The sequence below is a fragment of the Halopenitus sp. H-Gu1 genome (genome assembly GCF_041821145.1).
GTDB lineage: Archaea > Halobacteriota > Halobacteria > Halobacteriales > Haloferacaceae > Halopenitus.
On record NZ_JBGUBC010000009.1, the window covers coordinates 65,534 to 83,203 of the forward strand.

18 protein-coding genes and 1 pseudogene are annotated in these 17,670 nt (G+C 61.8%); 7 read left to right on the forward strand and 12 right to left on the reverse strand.

The features are described from left to right. Positions 1-85: 85 nt before the first annotated feature. Positions 86-589 carry a DUF5797 family protein gene (locus ACERIT_RS08630; protein ID WP_373674444.1) on the reverse strand — a complete coding sequence of 168 codons (504 nt, stop codon included), beginning with the start codon at positions 587-589 and terminating at the stop codon, positions 86-88. A gap of 106 nt (positions 590-695) precedes the next feature. Here ACERIT_RS08630 and ACERIT_RS08635 point away from each other — a divergent pair, with 106 nt between their 5' ends. Continuing rightward, positions 696-1,469: an enoyl-CoA hydratase/isomerase family protein gene (locus tag ACERIT_RS08635; protein ID WP_373674445.1), complete on the forward strand. Its 774-nt coding sequence runs from the start codon at positions 696-698 to the stop codon at positions 1,467-1,469. 129 nt (positions 1,470-1,598) lie between these two features. Beyond that, a complete protein-coding gene (locus tag ACERIT_RS08640; RefSeq protein ID WP_373674446.1) occupies positions 1,599-2,003 on the forward strand; it encodes a CBS domain-containing protein in 405 nt (134 codons plus the stop codon). Positions 2,004-2,049: 46 nt separating this feature from the next. Here ACERIT_RS08640 and ACERIT_RS08645 read toward each other — a convergent pair whose 3' ends face one another. The 3 genes and pseudogenes from ACERIT_RS08645 to ACERIT_RS08655 all read right to left on the reverse strand — a co-directional run. Further along, positions 2,050-3,357: an MFS transporter gene (locus ACERIT_RS08645; RefSeq protein ID WP_373674447.1), complete on the reverse strand. Its 1,308-nt coding sequence runs from the start codon at positions 3,355-3,357 to the stop codon at positions 2,050-2,052. A gap of 90 nt (positions 3,358-3,447) precedes the next feature. Beyond that, positions 3,448-5,130 carry a hydantoinase B/oxoprolinase family protein gene (locus ACERIT_RS08650; RefSeq protein ID WP_373674506.1) on the reverse strand — a complete coding sequence of 561 codons (1,683 nt, stop codon included), beginning with the start codon at positions 5,128-5,130 and terminating at the stop codon, positions 3,448-3,450. A gap of 75 nt (positions 5,131-5,205) precedes the next feature. After that, positions 5,206-7,209 (reverse strand): annotated as a pseudogene (locus tag ACERIT_RS08655) (hydantoinase/oxoprolinase family protein); the annotation flags it as partial. Positions 7,210-7,305: 96 nt separating this feature from the next. Between ACERIT_RS08655 and ACERIT_RS08660 the strand changes: the two are divergent. Next, positions 7,306-7,632: a transcription factor S gene (locus ACERIT_RS08660; RefSeq protein WP_373674448.1), complete on the forward strand. Its 327-nt coding sequence runs from the start codon at positions 7,306-7,308 to the stop codon at positions 7,630-7,632. A gap of 70 nt (positions 7,633-7,702) precedes the next feature. Here the strand turns inward: ACERIT_RS08660 and ACERIT_RS08665 are convergent, their stop codons facing one another. Together ACERIT_RS08665 and ACERIT_RS08670 are read right to left on the reverse strand one after the other, a co-directional pair. Beyond that, positions 7,703-8,500, reverse strand: coding sequence for a 50S ribosomal protein L11 methyltransferase (locus ACERIT_RS08665; protein WP_373674449.1), 798 nt, complete (start codon positions 8,498-8,500; stop codon positions 7,703-7,705). Continuing rightward, positions 8,497-8,874, reverse strand: a complete 378-nt coding sequence (locus ACERIT_RS08670) for a nascent polypeptide-associated complex protein (protein ID WP_373674450.1) — start codon at positions 8,872-8,874, stop codon at positions 8,497-8,499. The genes ACERIT_RS08665 and ACERIT_RS08670 overlap by 4 nt, the downstream gene beginning before the upstream one ends. A gap of 118 nt (positions 8,875-8,992) precedes the next feature. Here ACERIT_RS08670 and ACERIT_RS08675 point away from each other — a divergent pair, with 118 nt between their 5' ends. Beyond that, the gene (locus ACERIT_RS08675) at positions 8,993-10,675 is read left to right on the forward strand and encodes a methylmalonyl-CoA mutase (protein WP_373674451.1); all 1,683 of its coding nucleotides are present in this window, start codon (positions 8,993-8,995) and stop codon (positions 10,673-10,675) included. Between the two features lie 130 nt (positions 10,676-10,805). Here the strand turns inward: ACERIT_RS08675 and ACERIT_RS08680 are convergent, their stop codons facing one another. Beyond that, on the reverse strand, positions 10,806-11,276 hold the full coding sequence (locus tag ACERIT_RS08680; protein WP_373674507.1) for a DUF5796 family protein: 471 nt from the start codon (positions 11,274-11,276) through the stop codon (positions 10,806-10,808). Between the two features lie 123 nt (positions 11,277-11,399). On the opposite strand from ACERIT_RS08680, the gene ACERIT_RS08685 reads away from it, so the two are divergent. From ACERIT_RS08685 to ACERIT_RS08695, 3 genes are all read left to right on the forward strand, one after another. After that, a complete protein-coding gene (locus tag ACERIT_RS08685; protein ID WP_373674452.1) occupies positions 11,400-12,302 on the forward strand; it encodes a shikimate kinase in 903 nt (300 codons plus the stop codon). A 15-nt stretch (positions 12,303-12,317) separates the two neighbouring features. Continuing rightward, complete coding sequence (locus ACERIT_RS08690; protein ID WP_373674453.1) at positions 12,318-12,614, forward strand: chorismate mutase; 297 nt, start codon at positions 12,318-12,320, stop codon at positions 12,612-12,614. 392 nt (positions 12,615-13,006) lie between these two features. Further along, on the forward strand, positions 13,007-14,032 hold the full coding sequence (locus ACERIT_RS08695) for a hypothetical protein (RefSeq protein WP_373674454.1): 1,026 nt from the start codon (positions 13,007-13,009) through the stop codon (positions 14,030-14,032). 76 nt (positions 14,033-14,108) lie between these two features. Here ACERIT_RS08695 and ACERIT_RS08700 read toward each other — a convergent pair whose 3' ends face one another. The 5 genes from ACERIT_RS08700 to ACERIT_RS08720 form a co-directional block, all read right to left on the reverse strand. Then, on the reverse strand, positions 14,109-15,206 hold the full coding sequence (locus tag ACERIT_RS08700; protein ID WP_373674455.1) for a tyrosine-type recombinase/integrase: 1,098 nt from the start codon (positions 15,204-15,206) through the stop codon (positions 14,109-14,111). Next, on the reverse strand, positions 15,206-15,736 hold the full coding sequence (locus ACERIT_RS08705; RefSeq protein WP_373674456.1) for a hypothetical protein: 531 nt from the start codon (positions 15,734-15,736) through the stop codon (positions 15,206-15,208). The genes ACERIT_RS08700 and ACERIT_RS08705 overlap by 1 nt, the downstream gene beginning before the upstream one ends. Beyond that, on the reverse strand, positions 15,733-16,152 hold the full coding sequence (locus tag ACERIT_RS08710) for a hypothetical protein (RefSeq protein ID WP_373674457.1): 420 nt from the start codon (positions 16,150-16,152) through the stop codon (positions 15,733-15,735). The genes ACERIT_RS08705 and ACERIT_RS08710 overlap by 4 nt, the downstream gene beginning before the upstream one ends. A 16-nt stretch (positions 16,153-16,168) precedes the next feature. Further along, the gene (locus ACERIT_RS08715) at positions 16,169-16,417 is read right to left on the reverse strand and encodes a hypothetical protein (protein WP_373674458.1); all 249 of its coding nucleotides are present in this window, start codon (positions 16,415-16,417) and stop codon (positions 16,169-16,171) included. Between the two features lie 240 nt (positions 16,418-16,657). Next, positions 16,658-17,638, reverse strand: coding sequence for a hypothetical protein (locus ACERIT_RS08720; RefSeq protein WP_373674459.1), 981 nt, complete (start codon positions 17,636-17,638; stop codon positions 16,658-16,660). Positions 17,639-17,670 lie beyond the last annotated feature (32 nt).

A 17,670-nucleotide genomic window follows, 5' to 3' on the forward strand; every position in this document is an offset into this window, starting at 1 on the left:
ATGCGACTCGTCAGGTCGATGACTGACGGATCCGGCCGATCACCGGGTGGAGATCGGGACTGTCACTCGCTGAGGATCCGGCCGATTACTCGCTGACCTCGACGTCGACCGCATCACGATCGACGGCGAGCCGAAACGTCGGGACGGTCCGATAGATCGTCTCGACGACGTTTTTGCGCTCCAGGCTCCGTAGCGCACGACGGACCTCGTCCGCTTCGGGATCCATCTCGAACGTCTCGCGAAGCTTGTGGAGGACGCTTACGACCGATTCCGAGCGCTCCTCGGGGCCCGCGACCACGTCGAACACGCGAGCCTCGAGTTCCGGGACGCGGATGACGCTCGGCGTGTCATCCGGACCGCCCTCGGATTCGATCCCGGGTTCGACGTCGACGAGGCCCGCCGCCTCACCGGTCGCACGGATGAGACTATCGTCGTCGCGGTAGTAATACTCCTTGAGGTGGGACTCGAGGTAGCTGTGAACCTCGCTTCCAGAGTCCAGTCCCCACGCGTCCTGAAGCTCGGAGTTCTTCGTCGGCTGTAACCGCACGATGTCGGCCAGCCGAGTCAGTTCCTCCTCGGTGAGGCTCATGCGGAGGGGTATCCCTCGCGTCTGTAAGGACGTTCCGAAACGTCACGGGGGCGATCCGAGGCCGGACTGGGGAACGGTTTTGCATGATCCACGACATACGACAGCCATGACGGACGAGACTGTCACAGTCGATGTCGACGACGGTGTCGCGACACTCACGATCGATCGGCCGGACGCGCTCAACGCGCTCGATGTTGCAACGCTCGAACGGATGGAAACCGCGATCGACGGGGCGAAGACGGGCGACGCGCGTGTGTTGGTCGTCACCGGCGCCGGCGAGAAGGCGTTCGTCGCCGGTGCGGACATCTCCTATATGCGTGATCTCACGACGCCGGAGGCGCAGGCGTACGCCGAGTTGGGTCACCGCGTGGTGGATGCGATCGCGTCATTTCCCGGCCCGACGATCGCCGCGATAAACGGATACGCCTTCGGCGGCGGCTGTGAACTCGCGTTGGCGTGTGACCTCCGGGTCGCCTCCGAGCGAGCGACGCTCGGCCAGACGGAGATCGACATCGGGATCATTCCGGGATGGGGAGGCACACAGCGCCTCTCACGGCTCGTCGGCGATGAGACCGCACGACGAATGGTATTTTTCGGCGAGCGAGTCGACGCGACCGACGCCCACGAGATCGGACTCGTCGGAGAGGTCGTTGCCCATAATCGGCTCAACGAGCACGTCGCGGACATCGCCGAGGAACTCGCGGCGAAGCCACGGTTCGCGCTCACGGCCGCCAAACGGGCACTCGATGCGGTCCACGAGGATCCCCTCTCGGCCGGATTGCAGTTCGAACGACGGACCTGGTCGGGACTGTTCGGGACCCACGACCAGCGTGAGGGTATGAGCGCCTTCCTCGAAAAGCGCGATCCGGACTTCGAATGAAACTCGGTAGAACAGCGAGTCGACAGTCTCCCGATCCGAGGATCGACCGGCGACGCCGACAGTCGGCGGACGGGTCGGAACCGACCGAGCGGCGACACCCTTATGCGATACGATGGCATGCGAATGAACATGGAAGACATTCTCGTCGGCCGCGTAATGACGAACGATGTGATGACGGTTCATCCGGACACCTTCGTCGAGGAGGCAGCCTCGCTGTTGTTGGATCACGGCGTCGGATCGCTCGTCGTCGTCGACGAAGATGGACGGCTCGAGGGTATCCTCACCTCGACGGACTTCGTGGCCATCGTCGCCGCAAGCAAGCCGAAGGCGCAGACGACGGTCGAGCGATACATGAGTACCGACGTGACGACAGCAAGCGCACATGACCAGATCACCGAGGTCGCAGACCGCATGATCGATCTGGGAGTCCATCACATTCCCGTCGTTGACGACGACGGCAGCGTCATCGGAATCGTCTCGACCACCGACCTGACCGAGTATCTCTCGGGACTGGTGCCACAACGAGCGGTCTAGCCGTTCCTATCCCTGCGTCACTGCGTCGAAATCGGGTTCTACGTCCTCACGCCTCCGTCACGAGCGTCTCCTCTACCTGCGTGATAACCATGAGAAGTCCGAGGAGACCCAAAAGCGCACCCACTGCGAACGGAACCACGAACCCGTAACTCACGAGGATCCCGGATGTCAACGGTCCGAGCGCGATGCCGAATCCGAACCCCATCGTGAGTATCGAGAGGGTCGATCCGGACTCGCCCTCGCGGGCCACGTCGCCGGCGAGAGCCAGCGAGGGGGCAAACACGAGCGCGACGGCGATCCCCTGAATCAACCGGACGACGAGCATCGTCTCCGGGGTGGTCACGATCCCCTGAAACAGCGTCGAGGGAACGAGCAGAACGAACCCGGCAAGCAGGAAAGGTCTGCGACCGAACCGGTCGCAGGCCCGTCCGACCGGAACCTGCAGGATGACGTTCGTGATGGTAACGGCCGCGAACTGGGCACCGAACCAGACGGGTTGCTGATCGAGCCGGACGTTGATCTGGTTCTGGAGGGTGGCAAAGAGGGCGATGCACACGCCCATCGCGACCGTCGCGAGCCCGAGCGCGAACACCGGATCAAGCAGTCGATCCTCACCGCGGACGCGGATCGACACGTCGGTGCCGGCCGCTCTAGCGGATTCCTCGGTATCGGCGACGAGGAGGTAGACGAGGGCAAACGAGAGGTACGCGCCCGCACACGCCGCGATAAAGGAGGCGTCGAATCCCGAGAGGCTCCGATCGAGGCCGATCGTCGAGAGGTCGTAGGGGCCTCGCTCGACGATGACGCCGGCGAGGATCGGTCCGAATCCGAAGCCGATCAACCGGAAGGTGTTGAACACGCCGAAGTTACCGCCGCGCTCGCTTGGACTTGCGGCGTACTCGTTGACGAGCGCGACGACGGCGGGGATCGTCAACGCGGCGCCGAGCCCCTGGGCCGCCCGCAGGACCACGAGCATCCAGTACTGGCTCGCGAAGACGTAGAGACCGCTCGCGGTTCCAAGGAGGGCGATCCCGGAGAGGACGAACGGCTTTCGTCTCCCGGTCCGATCGGAGAGCCGTCCGGTCCAGGGCTGTGAGAGGCTGTTGAGAAAGCCGAAAAGTGACAGGACGACTCCGATGAGAAGGGGCTCGGTAACGGCGATCGACGCGGAACCGATCCCGACGCGCGTTCCGAGGAGCGCATCGACGTCGACGAGTCCGCTCGCGATGTAAAGCGGGAGGACGACGATCAGAAAGGAGTTACCGATCGCCCCGACCATTCGGGCCAGCGCGAGTACGATCACGCGTCTGTCCGTGTCGGTGATCGCGGACGTCGCCGCTCCCAACGAGCCCATCTATCTCTGCGTTCGGGAGTCGACCTAAAGGGCCTTCTGAACGGAGAAGCGTTCTCCGAGAGTTCCCCATCGATAGGCCTTGTGAGCGGACTACTCTTCGCCCGTTCTCGGTTCCTGATCCGAGTCTCGATCCGTTCCATTCCGGCGGTCGTTCGCCGTCGCTTCCGGGTCCCGATCCGCTGGATCGCCGTGCCCGCCGCCGCCGGGGGTTCGAATCGTCACCGTCGTGCCGGGATCGATCTCGACGGTCGCCTTCGCGGGAACGGGCTCCCCGTCGATCAGGTTCTCTCCAAGTGCACCGTCCTCGCCGCCGGAAACTCCTCGCGGCCGGTGTCGACGGCGCTCAGAGAGGATCGAGACGGTTGCGTCGGTTTCGATCGTGAGTACGCGTTCGATACCCAATCCACCCCGGAACTCGCCGTCACCGCCGCTTCCGGGTCGTAGCGCGTACCGCTCGATCGACATCGGGTATTCGTTCTCGATCGACTCGACCGGGGTGTTGAGCGTGTTCGTCATCCCAACGTGAACCCCGTCCATCCCGTCACGATCCGGCCGTGCGCCGAATCCGCCGCCGATCGTCTCGTAGTAGGCGAACGACCCGTCCCGTGCGCCCACGGTCAGGTTATTCATGGTTCCTTGCCCCTGCGCCGGAACGCGATCGGGTGCGGCCCTCGCGAGCGCTGTGAAGACGACGTCCGTGACTCGCTGGCTCGTCTCGACGTTCCCCCCGACGACCGCCGCCGGCGGCTCGGGGTTCAAAAGCGTCCCCTCGGGAACGGTCACCGTCACGGGGTCATAACACCCCTCGTTTGGCGGAATGTCCGGATCCGTGATACAGCGCACGACGAAGTAGACCGCGCTCCGGGCGACCGCGCTCGGCGCGTTGAGATTCCCCTCGAGTTGCCCTGCAGTGCCACTGAAGTCGACGTCCACGGTGGAGCCATCGATCGTGACCGCGACCCGGATCGGGATGTCCTCATCGCTCACGCCGTCGCCCTCGAGGACGTCCGTTGCCGCGTAGGTGCCATCCGGCAACTCGGCGATCGCCTCCGTGATCCGTTCACGCGAGTATTCGATAACCGCGTCGAACCCGGCGAAGACGACGTCGCGGCCGTATTCGTCGATGAGATCGCTGAGGCGACGCTCACCGCGTTCGTTCGCCGCGAGTTGCGCCCGAAGATCGGCCCGTCGTTCCCCGGCGTTTCGAACGTTTGCCAGCACGAGCGAACGCACGTCCTCGCGGAGTTCTCCGTTCGCCACGAGCCGTATCGGCGGGATACACAGTCCCTCCTGGTGAATGTCCCGCGCGCCGGCGGGCATGCTCCCCGGCGTCATGCCACCGACGTCCGCGTGGTGAGCTCGCGAGACGGCATATCCCACGATCTCCGGTTCAGAATCGGATGCAGCATCGACGTCGGGGGCGATCGTCGACACCAACGTCACGTCCGGGAGGTGAGTCCCGCCGGTGAACGGGTCGTTAAGCACGAAGACGTCTCCGGGTCGTGGATCGCGGTCGCGAACCGCCGAAACGGCTGCGGGCATCGCACCGAGGTGAACGGGGATGTGTTCGGCCTGTGCGACCATCCGTCCCTCGGCGTCGAAGAGTGCGGTCGAACAGTCGCGTCGTTCCTTGATGTTCGGCGAGTACGCCCCGCGGATCAGCGTTCGTCCCATCTCCTCGGCGATCCCTTCGAGGCGGTTTCGAAACACCTCAAGCGTCACTGGATCGATCCGCGGGGGATCGCCCGAGTCGTCCGACCCCATCCGGTCCATCGTCATCGGTCGCGCCCCCCCCTGGCGAGTCAACAGGATGGCCCCGTCATCGAGCACGTCGCCGTTCCACGGCGGCGGCAGAACGGTCGTGCTCTCGCCTCGTTCGAGGATCGCCGGTCCGGAAACCGTGGTTCCGGGTGCGAGTCCAGTCCGATCGTAGACGGCCGTCTCGCGCCGGCCGGTACCGGGGAATCGCACGTCTCGCTCGCCGATCCGCGGATCGTCCGTCCCGTCGTGACGTATCCTCGGCGTTGCCCCGGGGATGGTCGCCGTCGCCCGAAGAGTAACGATCTCGATCGATTCCGGGAGCGCGTAGCCGTGAGTCCGTTCGTGGGCCTCGTGAAACCGATCGGCGAGCGTCTCCGGATCGAACGGCTCGTCGACCGGGACGGTCAACTCGAAACTCTGGCCGACGTACCGACAGTCGGCGGCCCACTCGACGCGTGCTCCGTTCGAGGCGTCCGCCACCAGTTCCGCGGTGAGGCGCTCGTAATCCTCCATCAGGGCGTCCGGATCGGCGGCATCCAGTTCGACCCCCACGGTCCGGGCGGCATCGTAGGTCTCGTCGGCTGCGAGCAGTCCGAACGCGGAGAGCACTCCCCCCGGGCGTGGCACGACGACGCGGTCCATGTCGAGTGCCTCCGCAAGTGACGCGGCGTGCATCGGTCCCGCGCCTCCGAACGCCACGAGCGCGAACGTCCGCGGATCATGTCCCCGCTCGACGGTTACCGACCGGATCGCTCGAGTCATCGTCGCGTTCGCCACCCGGTGGACGCCACGAGCGGCGTCGATCGGGCCATTGAGATCGGCTTCCTCGGCGAGGTCGACCATGACGTCCCGTGCAGCCCCGACGTCGAGGTCGACCTCGCCGCCGAGCGAGGCGTCGGGACCGATGTAGCCGAGCACGACGTTCGCGTCCGTGACCGTCGGCTCCGTCCCGCCCCGGCCGTAGCAGGCTGGTCCCGGACGTGCCCCCGACGATCGCGGGCCGACACGGAGCGCGCCCCCACCGTCGACCCATGCGATCGATCCACCGCCGGCGCCAACGGTGTGGACATCGACCATCGGCGTCCGGATCGGGTGGCCGTCGATCTCCGAATCCGTCGTTCGCTCGACGTCACCATCCCGGACGAGACTCACGTCGCTTGACGTCCCGCCCATGTCGAAGGTGATGAGCCCCGAACGTGATCCGTCCCCGATCTCGGGGCCGGATTCAACCGTGGCCGCGGCCCCGACGACGCCCGCGGCAGGTCCCGAAAGCGTCGTCGTGACCGCCCGATTTCGGACGGTCTCCGGAGAGGCGGTTCCACCGTTGGCTCGCATGATCCGTGGGGTCGGAAGTCCGACGTCCCGCGCGCGCTCGACCAGTCGACCGACGTAGTCATCGATCGCCGGCCGGACGTACGCGTCGACGACGGTCGTCGCGGTTCGTTCGTACTCACGAAACTCCGCAAGGACCTCATGGGAGGTAGAGACCGGAACATCGAGTTCCGACCGCAGCGTCCGCGCGACGGCCCGCTCGTTCTCGGGGTCGGCGTAGGCGTGCAACAGACAGACCGCGACCGCCTCGATCTCCCGGTCTCGAAGCGTCGCCGCGAGATCGGAGACCGCCTCCGCATCCACCGGTCGTCGGACGCCATCGGGCGTCGTTCGCTCGTCGATCTCGAATCGCAACTGGCGGGGGACCAGCGGGTCGGGCTTTTCAGCCGTGAGATCATAGAGGGCCGGCCGATCCTGTCTCCCGATCTCGAGGACGTCTCGGAATCCCTCCGTGGTCACGAGCGCCGTCCGTGCGCCGTCCCGCTCAAGGAGGGCGTTGACGGACACGGTCATCGCGTGCGCGAACTCGTCGATGGATGTCGGCTTGAGTCCGGCACGATCACACGCCTCGTGGATCCCACGAAGGACCCCGACGCTCTGGTCGTCCGTCGTCGGGACCTTCGCGGTGACGAGTCGTCCCTCGACGGCGAGCGCGACGTCGGTGAACGTCCCGCCGACGTCGACGCCGATCCGCTTCGCGTCGGGATCGCCGTTTCGATCACCGGGGGCCGCTGCCTCGGTCTCAGGTTCCATGTCCATTCTCAGAGACGGCCGAGCCGGGGTGTGGTTGTGTACCGATCACGACGTCCATCACGATCCCGTCGTTTATATACTCTGGCGTGACTTTACCACGACATGGAGTTTTGCGACGAGTGTGGTTCGATGATGAAAGCCGGCGAGGGGGAAGACCACTGGGTCTGTTCCGCCTGCGGATTCGAGAAGGGTCGTGATGAGGAGTCCGAGGCGGCGATGGTCACCACCGAGGGGCAGGAGTCCTCGGAGATCATCGACGTCAGCGACGCCGAGGACAAGGGACTGCCGACGACCACGGCTCATTGTCCCGAATGCGGTAACGACACCGCCTACTGGTACATGCAGCAGATCCGGTCCGCCGACGAGTCCGAGACTCGCTTTTTCGTCTGTACTGACTGCGAACATAAGTGGCGCGAGGACGATCACTGAGGCAATCGGGGAGCCAGTTCCCTCCTCTCGGTCCCCGGAAGTAGTCCCGATTTCCGGAAGTAGTCCCGATTCAGGGACGTCGCGCGAAGGTGAGATACCCGGTGTGACCGACGCCCGCCGTCGAGGGACGTGACCCTCGCTCGGAGAAGTCCATCTCCCGCTGGATCGTCTCCAGCGTGTTGATCTCCTCGAGACCAGCCTGACGAGCGGCTTCGACGATCGATCGCGTTCCCTCCACGAACGGTGAATATGCGGCCAGAAATCCGCCGGGAACGAGTAGTTCCGGCGCACGCTCCACGATCTCGTCAGCGTCGCCGGTGTCGAGCGTGAGTACGTCGAAGGGGGCTTCGACATCGACATCTTCCTCGGCGTCTTCAACATCTTCAGCATCCTCGTCAGCAGTCTCTCCCACGAGCGTGTCGATCTCCGTGGTGAGATCGCCCGTTCGGACGTCGACGCAGTCGTCGACACCGGCGATCCGCATGTTCGCGCGGGCGACCTCGGCGAAGTCGGGATCCCGCTCGTAGGTCGTCACTGAGGCACCGGCTCGGCCAAGAGCGACGGCGAGGATCCCCGTTCCGGTCCCCGCATCGAGGACCCGATCACCGCGGGCGATCCCGACGTGTCCGATGACGAGCCCGACGTCACGGGGCATCATCGGCGCACCGGTTCGTTCGAGGTGATCGAAGAGGTCGGGGAGCCGAAGCTCGCGGACCTGGAAGGTCTCGCCGAGGTGGGTCTCGATCACATCGCCACCCGCGACGTCCTCGGGGATCTCGAGAACGCCGAGGTCGGTGCCGAACTCCTCGCCGGGTTCAAGCAGGTATTCCCGGCCGTCACCGACGAGGAGGTAGGCAGGATCGGTCACTCGAGACGAGCGATCGCTGCAGCCAGATCGCCCTCCTCGGCCTCGAGCGCCTCGATTGCATCCTGCTCGGGAACGCCGGCGCGCTCGGCGACGATCGCGATGTCGTCCTCAGGAAGCGCGGCCGCCTCCTCGGCTGCACCGGAATCCTCGCCGCTTCCGCCGGTTCCGACATCGACGGATTCGGGCTCGCCGACGATCTGGTAGGTCTCTTGCCCCTGGGCGTCCATCCGCGTGACCTGCGGGGCATCGAAGACGAGGTCCTCCTCGCCAGTTCGGATGACGACCTCCTCGACGTCGAGTTCGGTGACGTCGATCCCCATCTGTTTCATCATCTGTTTCATCTTTCGCGGGTTCATCCCGCCGCCTCCAAGCATACGCCGAAAGTCGTCGCCTGACAGGAAAAGGGTGACGAACCGGATCGTTCGATCGGTCCTCGGATCGAGTCGGGCAGTCCTCCAACAGTTAAGTTCCGAACGCGCCCAGGGATCGGTAATGTACGATCCCGACGAGCTGGAGGCGATCCGCGAGGCGAAAGACGAGTGGGAGGCAGAGACCTACGGTCCCACCGTCGATCGCTTCGGCGAGCGGGAGGACGCCTTCGAAACCGACACCGGCGGGCAGACGATCGATCCGCTCTACACTCCGGCGGACGTCGCCGACCTCGAGTACGGCGAGGATCTGGGATTTCCGGGCGAGGAGCCGTTCACCCGCGGTGTCTACTCGACGATGCACCGCGGGCGACTCTGGACGATGCGCCAGTATGCCGGCATGGGTACGGCAAGCGAGACGAACGAGCGGTTTCATTACCTCATCGAGGAGGGATCCTCCGGGCTGTCGATGGCATTCGACCTTCCGACGCAGATGGGCTACGACTCGGACGCCTCGATGGCCGAGGGCGAGGTCGGCCGGTCGGGCGTCGCAATAGACACGCTCGCCGACTTCGAGCGCGTCTTCGAGGGGATCCCCCTCGATGAGGTCTCGACCTCGATGACGATCAACGCGCCGGCGGCCGTCCTGTTGGCGATGTACGTCGCGATCGGCGACCAACAGGGCGTTCCCCGCGAGAAGCTCCGCGGGACGATCCAAAACGACATCATGAAGGAGTATATCGCCCGGAACCTCTACATCTATCCGCCCGACCCCTCGATGCGGCTCATCACCGACATCTTCGAGTTCTGTGCCGCGGAGACGCCGAAGTTCAACACGATCTCCATATCGGGCTACCACATCCGCGAGGCCGGATCGACGGCGGCTCAGGAGGTCGCCTTCACGCTCGCAAACGGGATCGAGTACGTGGAGGCCGCCCTCGATGCCGGCCAGGACGTCGAGGAGTTCGCCCCGCAGCTATCGTTTTTCTTCAATGCCCACAACGACATCTTCGAGGAGGCGGCGAAGTTTCGTGCGGCTCGCCGGCTGTGGGCCCGGATCATGACGGAGCGGTTCGACGCCGAAACCTCGGCATCCAAACGGCTCAAGTTTCACACCCAGACCGGCGGATCGACGCTCACCGCCCAGCAGATCGAGAACAACGTCGTCCGGGTCGCCTATCAGGCACTCGCGGCGGTCCTCGGCGGAACCCAGAGCCTCCACACCAACGGGAAGGACGAGGCGCTCGCGTTGCCCACCGAGCAATCGGTTCGAACGGCGCTTCGCACCCAACAGATCCTCGCCCACGAATCCGGGGCCGCGGACACGATCGATCCGCTCGCCGGGTCCTATTACGTCGAGAGTCTGACCGACGGGATCGAGGAGGACGCCATCGAGATCATCGAGTCGATCGACGAGCGTGGCGGCATGCTGCCGGCCGTCGAGAGCCAGTGGGTCCAACGGCAGATCCAGGACGTCGCCTTCGAGCGGCAACGCGAGATCGAGTCGGGCGATCGGGTCATCGTCGGCGTCAACGAGTACCAAAGCGACGAGGACCCGGAGATCGACTTAGAGGAAGTCGATCCGGAACGCGAGCACGAACAGCGAGAGCGCCTCGCAGCGGTCAAAGAGGATCGCGATTCGGCCGCCGTCGAGGACGCCCTCGAGTCGATCCGTGAGGCCGCAACCGAAGGGGAGAACCTTCTTCCGCCCATCGTCGACGCCGTGAAACACTATGCCACCGTCCAGGAGGTATGCGACGTGTTACGCGAGGAGTTCGGAGAGTATCAGCCCGGGTCGGCGATCTGAGCGGGAAGGAGGCTCCGCGATCCGAACGGTGATGGTAGCCCGACGATCCGAGCAGTGATGATGGACGGATCTCCCGAACGAGTTCAAAGCTCGCTTGCGAAGTCCGGGCGTGGTATTCGACGCCGGGAGATCACTCGTCTTCGGCAGTGAAACTCCCGACGCCCTCCGCCGGCGGCGAGACGATCTCGAAACTCCGTTCGCTCCAGTCGTCCTCGACGAAGACGAACACGCGACCGCCGGCAACCTCCGGATCGGCTTCGATCTGTGTCCGCTCTCCGGCCCGGCGTGCCGCTACACCCGGGAACAACTCCTCGCCGTCACCGGGTTCGAAGATCACGCGGCCGACCCCCGTGTCCTCAAGAATCTCGTCGTGGGTCTTCAGGTCGTTTACGTACGTCATCACGCCCTCCGTCTCCGTGGGGTCGGTGACGAGGACGTGGGTCTGTTTGCCCGGTCCGGCGGTGAGAGTCCCGTCGACGGTGGAGGGGGCCCCACGATACAGCGTGGTGCGGCCGTCGAGATACTCCACGACGACACCCTCCTCGCGAAGCTCGACGCCGATGGTACTCGGCGGGATCTGCGAGCGTGCTGTGGTGGACATACCGTTCGTTCGGTCGGCGACCCCAAAAGCAACGCGTTCGGTCCGGACGTCGATCCCGGAGGCGTCGCCCCCGATCGCCTTCGGGACCGTCACACCTTTGGGGTCGCTTTCGGTTCGATCGGTATGCACGGACGGGCAGCCGCACTCGGTGCGGGGACGATACTCAACGCGCTCGCGACGGAGACCGGATCGGCGTTCGGCATCGACGTCGAGACCCGGGCGACAGTGGAACTCGCGTCCGACGCCGACGACGTCGACGGCGAGATCGCCGAGGACGCCGAGGCCGACACCGCGCTCATCGAACGCTGTGTCGAACTCGCGGTCGAACGCTGGGGCGATGGAGAAGGTGGAACGGTCAGAACGGACAGCGACGTGCCGCTTGCGGCCGGTCTCAAGAGTTCGAGTGCGGCCGCAAACGCGACCGTGCTTGCGACGTGTGACGCGCTCGGGGCGACCGTCGCGGGCGCACACGCGGAGGATACCAATCCCGATCTCACCCGCCTGGAGGCGTGCCGTCTCGGCGTTCGGGCCGCACGTGAGACGGGTGTCGCGGTTACCGGCGCCTTCGACGACGCCACGGCCTCGATGCTCGGGGGCGTCACGGTCACGGACAACACCGGAGACGAGCTGCTCGATCGACGGTCGATCGAATGGGACGTGCTCGTCTGGACGCCACCCGAGCGCGCCTACAGCGCCGACGCTGATCTCGATCGCTGTCGAAACGTGGCGTCGATGGCCGAGCTCGTCGCCGATCTCGCCTTGGAGGGACGATACGCCGAGGCGATGTCGGTCAACGGGCTCGCCTTCTCGGCCGCGCTTGGGTTCTCTCCCGATCCCGCCGTCGAAGCGATGCCCCACGTCTCCGGGGTGTCGCTTTCGGGGACCGGCCCGAGCGTTGTCGCCGTCGCCGACCCGGCGGATCCGGAGACCGACCTCGATCGCGTGTGGGATATTTGGGACGACCGCGACGGGAGCCTCCGATCGACGACGACTCGAAACGATGGTGCAAGGATTATTGCGGAGTGACGACGAGGGACACCCATGAGCACGAACGACTCGGATCCAGAACAGATGGAACTCGACGAACTTCGAGCCGAGATCGAGGACATCGATCGCGAGATCGTGGAGCTGATCGCCCGCCGGACCTACGTCGCCGACACCGTCGCGCAGGTCAAATCCGACCAGGACCTCCCGACCACCGACGAATCACAGGAGGAGCGCGTGATGGAACGCGCCGGCGAGAACGCACGGCAGTTCGACGTCGATGCCAATCTCGTAAAGGCGATCTTCCGGCTATTGATCGAGTTGAACAAGGTCGAACAAAGACAAAACCGGTAAATCGCAAGACGGCGAAGTGATGGCGGTTCTTGCAGAAAGTCCTTTAAATAGGGTATAAGTCATCGAAGCAGAAACCCCAAAATAGCCGCTCTGTTGAGACACTCATCGAATGACAGGAATTCGTGCTGAAGACGGGTCTCTTATGCAGCTCTGAACTGCCGGAGACAGAAACTGGATCGAGCCCACATAGAGAGTAATCGAACTGGTCGCAGCAGTTGACGCGCCTCATACCGAGACGTCGGTGGGGTCAAATAGCTTGATTCTGTCAGTAACCTGTGGCTCGCCTCTATCGATATAAAGACGACACTCGACGTCACTTCTTGCTTGGCTCGGTCAATGGCGCAAACACCACCATCCAGTGTACCCCTCTTGCCAACCAAATCTTCAGACAGATGGAGTATGATCCCGGAATTCGGGGCACGCGGCAGGGGCCTCAGCTCCCCGGCGAACTTGTCCACGGGATGTGGGGAGTCAAATTGCTGTATACGGGCACCGGTGAAGACAGGGGAGACCAGCAAGGAAATTTAACCGAAGGTGGAGGCTCTCCAGAGTTGGCCGACATCGAGCGTGAGGCCTTACGCAAGCTCCTCGTAGGTTACTCTGGCCCTCAGCGAGACGATCTGGAGGCCCTCGCCGACACACTAGGTATTTCTGCCAATCAAGAACAGACAGACCAGAATAGGGGCGGTTCACCATCTTCTCCCTCACACGAACCAGGGAAATTTGCGTCACAAGGCAAAGATTCGGTCGATGATACAGTCGTTCAAACCGAACTTGAAAAGTCGGGGGTCATAGACAGCATTCCGACGGCGGCGTTCAAAGAGTGGTATGGCGAGAAATCAAGAGGGACGTTTCTCGGTACGATCCTCTCATCAAAAGCGGTCGTCCGGACACTCGCGTTTCTCGCTTTGCAGGAGGACGTCCAGAGTTTTGGGGTTGAGGGGGTAGATGACGATGACGATGTTACAAAGGTCTCAGCGCTGATGTCTTCGCAGGATGTATTCGACACAGAGGCACAGATTGGAATTGCGCGATTCAATGCAGGCGACGGATTCCAGCCTGACGAGGACAATTGTAGCGGACTATGGAAAGACGACTTCCCCTTAGCGACATGGTTTGTCTCCTCAACCCTTTACCCAGAGTCTGAGGAGATGACACAGTCAATCCACTGTTCGACGACTATTGATATCGGCCCATCAGGAGTTGACGGGGTTCACACAGATGTTTCGGGGGAGTCGGGTCACTTTCGCGAAGTCTGTGCCATTCGCCAACATCAACTCGAACTTACTGAGCAAGTGCTTGAGCGTCACGTCGAGAGCTCCGGCCCATTCAGTCTCTCTGCCAAGACCGAATTCAGCCAATATCACTCGGCGGTCGACTACCGTGTAGACATGTTCGACTTCTCGCCAGACGAGTAGTCCTCAGCAAACGGCTTTTACATGCTGCTTTGTGTCTGTAGAATACAATTTCAACAGGGCCAACAGATTCGAGTGTTCAAATACCGAGCTTGAACACGCCTTCTCGATACTCCGACTCGACGTCATCATAGTACATGTGCACATAGCGATGGAACGCCGACCGACTGTTATCAAGTTCCCCGCCCATGGTGTCACCACGAAGGTACTGTACCTTCGGTTCCTCCATACCAGCCTTTGCCCGAAACCAGGTCGACATCCAGTGGCGTGACCAGTGCGGTGTAATTGACCGGAACTCATCTTCTTCATCAAATTCGTACTCGGGCCACCAGTGCTTCCGCCATACGTGACCGAGACTCGACTTCTTCATCTGCTTCCCCTTCTGCGTCAAAAACAGCCACGGAGCATCATTGTCTGGCCGAATCAATAGCCAGTCAATAAGCACGCGACGTGTCTCATCGTCCAGAGGAATGACCGTAGGGCGCTCACGCTTGTTGCCATCCCGAGATTCTTCTGGAGGGATGTACACCGCGTTCGCCGCATCGTCCAGTTGGTCGTGCGTTCCCATCGTCTCGTAATGACTCAGTACGTCAGGATTCGTAATGTGAATATCTTCCATCCGAATGTTCGCCAGCTCCGAGGAACGAACACCGGTTTTGAGTTGGAAGACTGTAGCCGCGCGCTCCCCGACGTGCTTGATACTCTTCACCAGCTCGCTCAGCTCTTCAAGTTCCACCTTCGGATGATCGTTCGGACTTTCGTTTTCCAGATCCTTCTCGCGCTTCGATTTAACCCGGAGGAACGGATTGTAGCTCGTTGGATGCGGGAACCTGGGATTCCGCTGCATCCACTCGTACACCTTCTTCACGTGGTTGATCTTCTTCCGTACCTGTGTGCCCTTCATCCGGGGGAGGCAGACATCAACGAATGCTTCGATTTGACGCTCAGTCGGCAGTGTCGGGTGGCGATCGTACTGGCTCATGTGCCGCTTCCAATCCCGGAACGATACCTGATAGTGATCTTTCGTTTTCTCCTTGATGCCCTTGTTGTCAATAAACTCGCTGTAGTAGTACTCAAACCAATCCGTGTCAATAGCCTTCATCTGCGGATTGAGTCCTGCGAGTGGATCTGCTTCGAGGCCAAACTCTTCAGCGACTGCGTCTTCTGGATTTTGCATTAATTCTCCTCCTGCGTTTCTGGAACGTTCGTTCGGTCGAACAACCGCGTTTGCCAAATGTCGTGTACTGCACCACGCAACAGCACAGCCATCACGACCGGATTATACCGGTGCGGATAGTCAGCGTGGTACTGCATCCACCGATACCAGCGAAATAGTGGCCGGAACCGGGCGTCATGCACTGTCTTCAGTTTCTCCATCTCGTCTCTCTGCTCCGACAGATGCTCTTCGATGTCCTGCGGGTCGGCGAGCGCTGGGTGTACGTCGTGTTCGTCGCAATACTCCTGCCATTCACGATACGCTTTGCCGTACACGTACCGTCTCGTGTGCGCGCTCAAATCCGCCAATTCTTGGGCATCGTACTCATTCCAAGCGTCTTCAGAGGTCAGTTCAGATGTGTGGTTTTCGAGGTAGTACCGCGCTGGCACGTCCTCGAGATTTTTGAAGACTCCCAGAAATGCGAGTGCATCCTGTTCAACAATCGATCCCTCGTGGTATCCGGAGTCGTAGTCGTAGTTCGTTTCAATCATCTCGTGTACATTCTTCCTTGTTCATCAATCTCGATCTCGTTGCCTTCGACGTCATCCAAAATCCGCGTTACGCGAGAATTGGCTGTGTTGGCAACGTGTTGTACGACCTGCCCGTATTCTGCCCCGGGATTCTCATCGATATACTCGATGACAGCTTCACGTTCGCTTCTGTGAACTTGCCCTTCCAATTCCTCGATGCGGTCGCGTGCACGCTGAAGCTCTTTCCGGAGGTCGTTCCGTCGCCGGCGAAGATCGTCGCGTGACTCGGTCGGTTCAACATCTCGGTTGAACTTTTTTTGGCCAGCACGCACCATGGACTTGACCCAGTCGCTTGTTGACATCCCCATCTCCTCGGCCTGTTCGACCCAGTCCTCATATTCTTCATCGGGGATGTACGTGGCGACTTGTTCACTCATCGATAGATTTGGAGACTTACGTGGCGGGCTTGATCAGCACGGCACCGTTGAGAATAGACGGTACAACGGCGTTGACGTCGTGCGGGATGCCGAGCCGACGAAGGTCATCGGCAGTCAAGTAGATGGCCACACCTCCCCGGTCACCGTTCGGAGCGCTTGCAATGGTTGCAGGCTCTCGCTCGGACTCCGTGTCGACTTCGTCATCGTGATCGTCGGAGTCTTGTTCGGGTGCGTGCGTGGGTGTGGTTGGCGTGTCGGTACTCATTCGTAGTCGATACCTCCGTGAGCGCGGGGAGAGCGGGAGAGAGTCTTAGTCATCTATGGTTGGTACTCGTTGTGTCTCGTTACCCGGAACCAACCGTCACAGCGGGCGTGACCGTCGCTTCTGGGCAGTTCTCGCAACCTTGTTGGTTGCTCCACTACCACCAAATCAAGCACCCATATTAAAACTATGGACTAGAGTTGCACACTAACACAACCTCTTAACAATTGTCGGGGAACGGGACTACTCTGCCTGAGAACGCAAATCGTCCAACCACTCGATGCATTTCTTAGCGACGAACTCTGCATCGCCATTCTCGGTGTACTCTGCCTGCTCCTGGAGAAGCTCGAGCTTCTCGAGGACAGCATCGATCTCGGACGCAGGAACCGTCCCACTAGCCGACGGGTGTGACTCGGATACAGCCGCTTCCCGCAATTCGTCCATTCCACCATCTGTTGTGGCCACACCGGCCTGACGAAGCCGTTCTCGAACTGCATTCTTTACACTCTCTGATGGCTCTTCTTCAAGGTCTCCCTCACGAAGCTTCTCCCAGTTCTCAGGGTCACGATCTTCGATATCGTTGAAAATCTGCCTGACATACTCGTAACTCGCGTCTAACGCGTCAGCGATATCCTTCTTAGCTGCATTATCGCTAACAACGTGATGTGCAGCGATGATCAGCTCTTTTTTCGGCGTATCCTCGACAATATCTTTCGCGGTAAGTGCTTCTGTGCTCATAGTTTGACCTTCTTCGCCTTCTTGCTCGTATTCTTCGAGCCTCTCTTCCAGCTCACTCTTAAGCCCGTAATCCAGGACTTCGATGTAAGTCTCTCGCGGGATTTCTCCGGACTCCAGCTCGTTTAGCAGTCGGGAAACGTACTGCTGGCTGGCATCACTGATGGCCTCGACAGCCCTCCGGTCTGGATCGCGCTCAGCGGCCAGCCATGCGTTGATGATGATTTCCTGCTTTGAATAGGAATCGAGCGGGTCGGCAGGTTCTGTCGACACACCTTCGATACGCTCGACTACCTCACCATCAGTGCCGTACGCTACGATGTCTCGCGTCGGTTTCAGCCCGTCAACACCGCGATGCTCGCCTTCGGTAGACTCGGTGATGTGATCTCGGATCTCCGGGAGGGACTGCCGGGTGTGCTCGCAGTACGGGCATTTCCACTCAGAGATCTTGTCTGTGTCTGGGTTGGCGGATAGAGGTTTGTTGTTCATGCTGCTATGGACAAACACCCGGGGTATGACGT

Bases quoted from the DNA above. Each gene is read 5' to 3' on its own strand.
- ACERIT_RS08630 (WP_373674444.1), bottom strand. From the start codon at position 589: ATGAGCCTCACCGAGGAGGAACTGACTCGGCTGGCCGACATCGTGCGG.
- ACERIT_RS08635 (WP_373674445.1), top strand. From the start codon at position 696: ATGACGGACGAGACTGTCACAGTCGATGTCGACGACGGTGTCGCGACA.
- ACERIT_RS08640 (WP_373674446.1), top strand. From the start codon at position 1,599: ATGGAAGACATTCTCGTCGGCCGCGTAATGACGAACGATGTGATGACG.
- ACERIT_RS08645 (WP_373674447.1), bottom strand. From the start codon at position 3,357: ATGGGCTCGTTGGGAGCGGCGACGTCCGCGATCACCGACACGGACAGA.
- ACERIT_RS08650 (WP_373674506.1), bottom strand. From the start codon at position 5,130: ATGGACCGGATGGGGTCGGACGACTCGGGCGATCCCCCGCGGATCGAT.
- ACERIT_RS08660 (WP_373674448.1), top strand. From the start codon at position 7,306: ATGGAGTTTTGCGACGAGTGTGGTTCGATGATGAAAGCCGGCGAGGGG.
- ACERIT_RS08670 (WP_373674450.1), bottom strand. From the start codon at position 8,874: ATGCTTGGAGGCGGCGGGATGAACCCGCGAAAGATGAAACAGATGATG.
- ACERIT_RS08675 (WP_373674451.1), top strand. From the start codon at position 8,993: ATGTACGATCCCGACGAGCTGGAGGCGATCCGCGAGGCGAAAGACGAG.
- ACERIT_RS08680 (WP_373674507.1), bottom strand. From the start codon at position 11,276: ATGTCCACCACAGCACGCTCGCAGATCCCGCCGAGTACCATCGGCGTC.
- ACERIT_RS08685 (WP_373674452.1), top strand. From the start codon at position 11,400: ATGCACGGACGGGCAGCCGCACTCGGTGCGGGGACGATACTCAACGCG.
- ACERIT_RS08690 (WP_373674453.1), top strand. From the start codon at position 12,318: ATGAGCACGAACGACTCGGATCCAGAACAGATGGAACTCGACGAACTT.
- ACERIT_RS08695 (WP_373674454.1), top strand. From the start codon at position 13,007: ATGGAGTATGATCCCGGAATTCGGGGCACGCGGCAGGGGCCTCAGCTC.
- ACERIT_RS08700 (WP_373674455.1), bottom strand. From the start codon at position 15,206: ATGCAAAATCCAGAAGACGCAGTCGCTGAAGAGTTTGGCCTCGAAGCA.
- ACERIT_RS08705 (WP_373674456.1), bottom strand. From the start codon at position 15,736: ATGATTGAAACGAACTACGACTACGACTCCGGATACCACGAGGGATCG.
- ACERIT_RS08710 (WP_373674457.1), bottom strand. From the start codon at position 16,152: ATGAGTGAACAAGTCGCCACGTACATCCCCGATGAAGAATATGAGGAC.
- ACERIT_RS08715 (WP_373674458.1), bottom strand. From the start codon at position 16,417: ATGAGTACCGACACGCCAACCACACCCACGCACGCACCCGAACAAGAC.
- ACERIT_RS08720 (WP_373674459.1), bottom strand. From the start codon at position 17,638: ATGAACAACAAACCTCTATCCGCCAACCCAGACACAGACAAGATCTCT.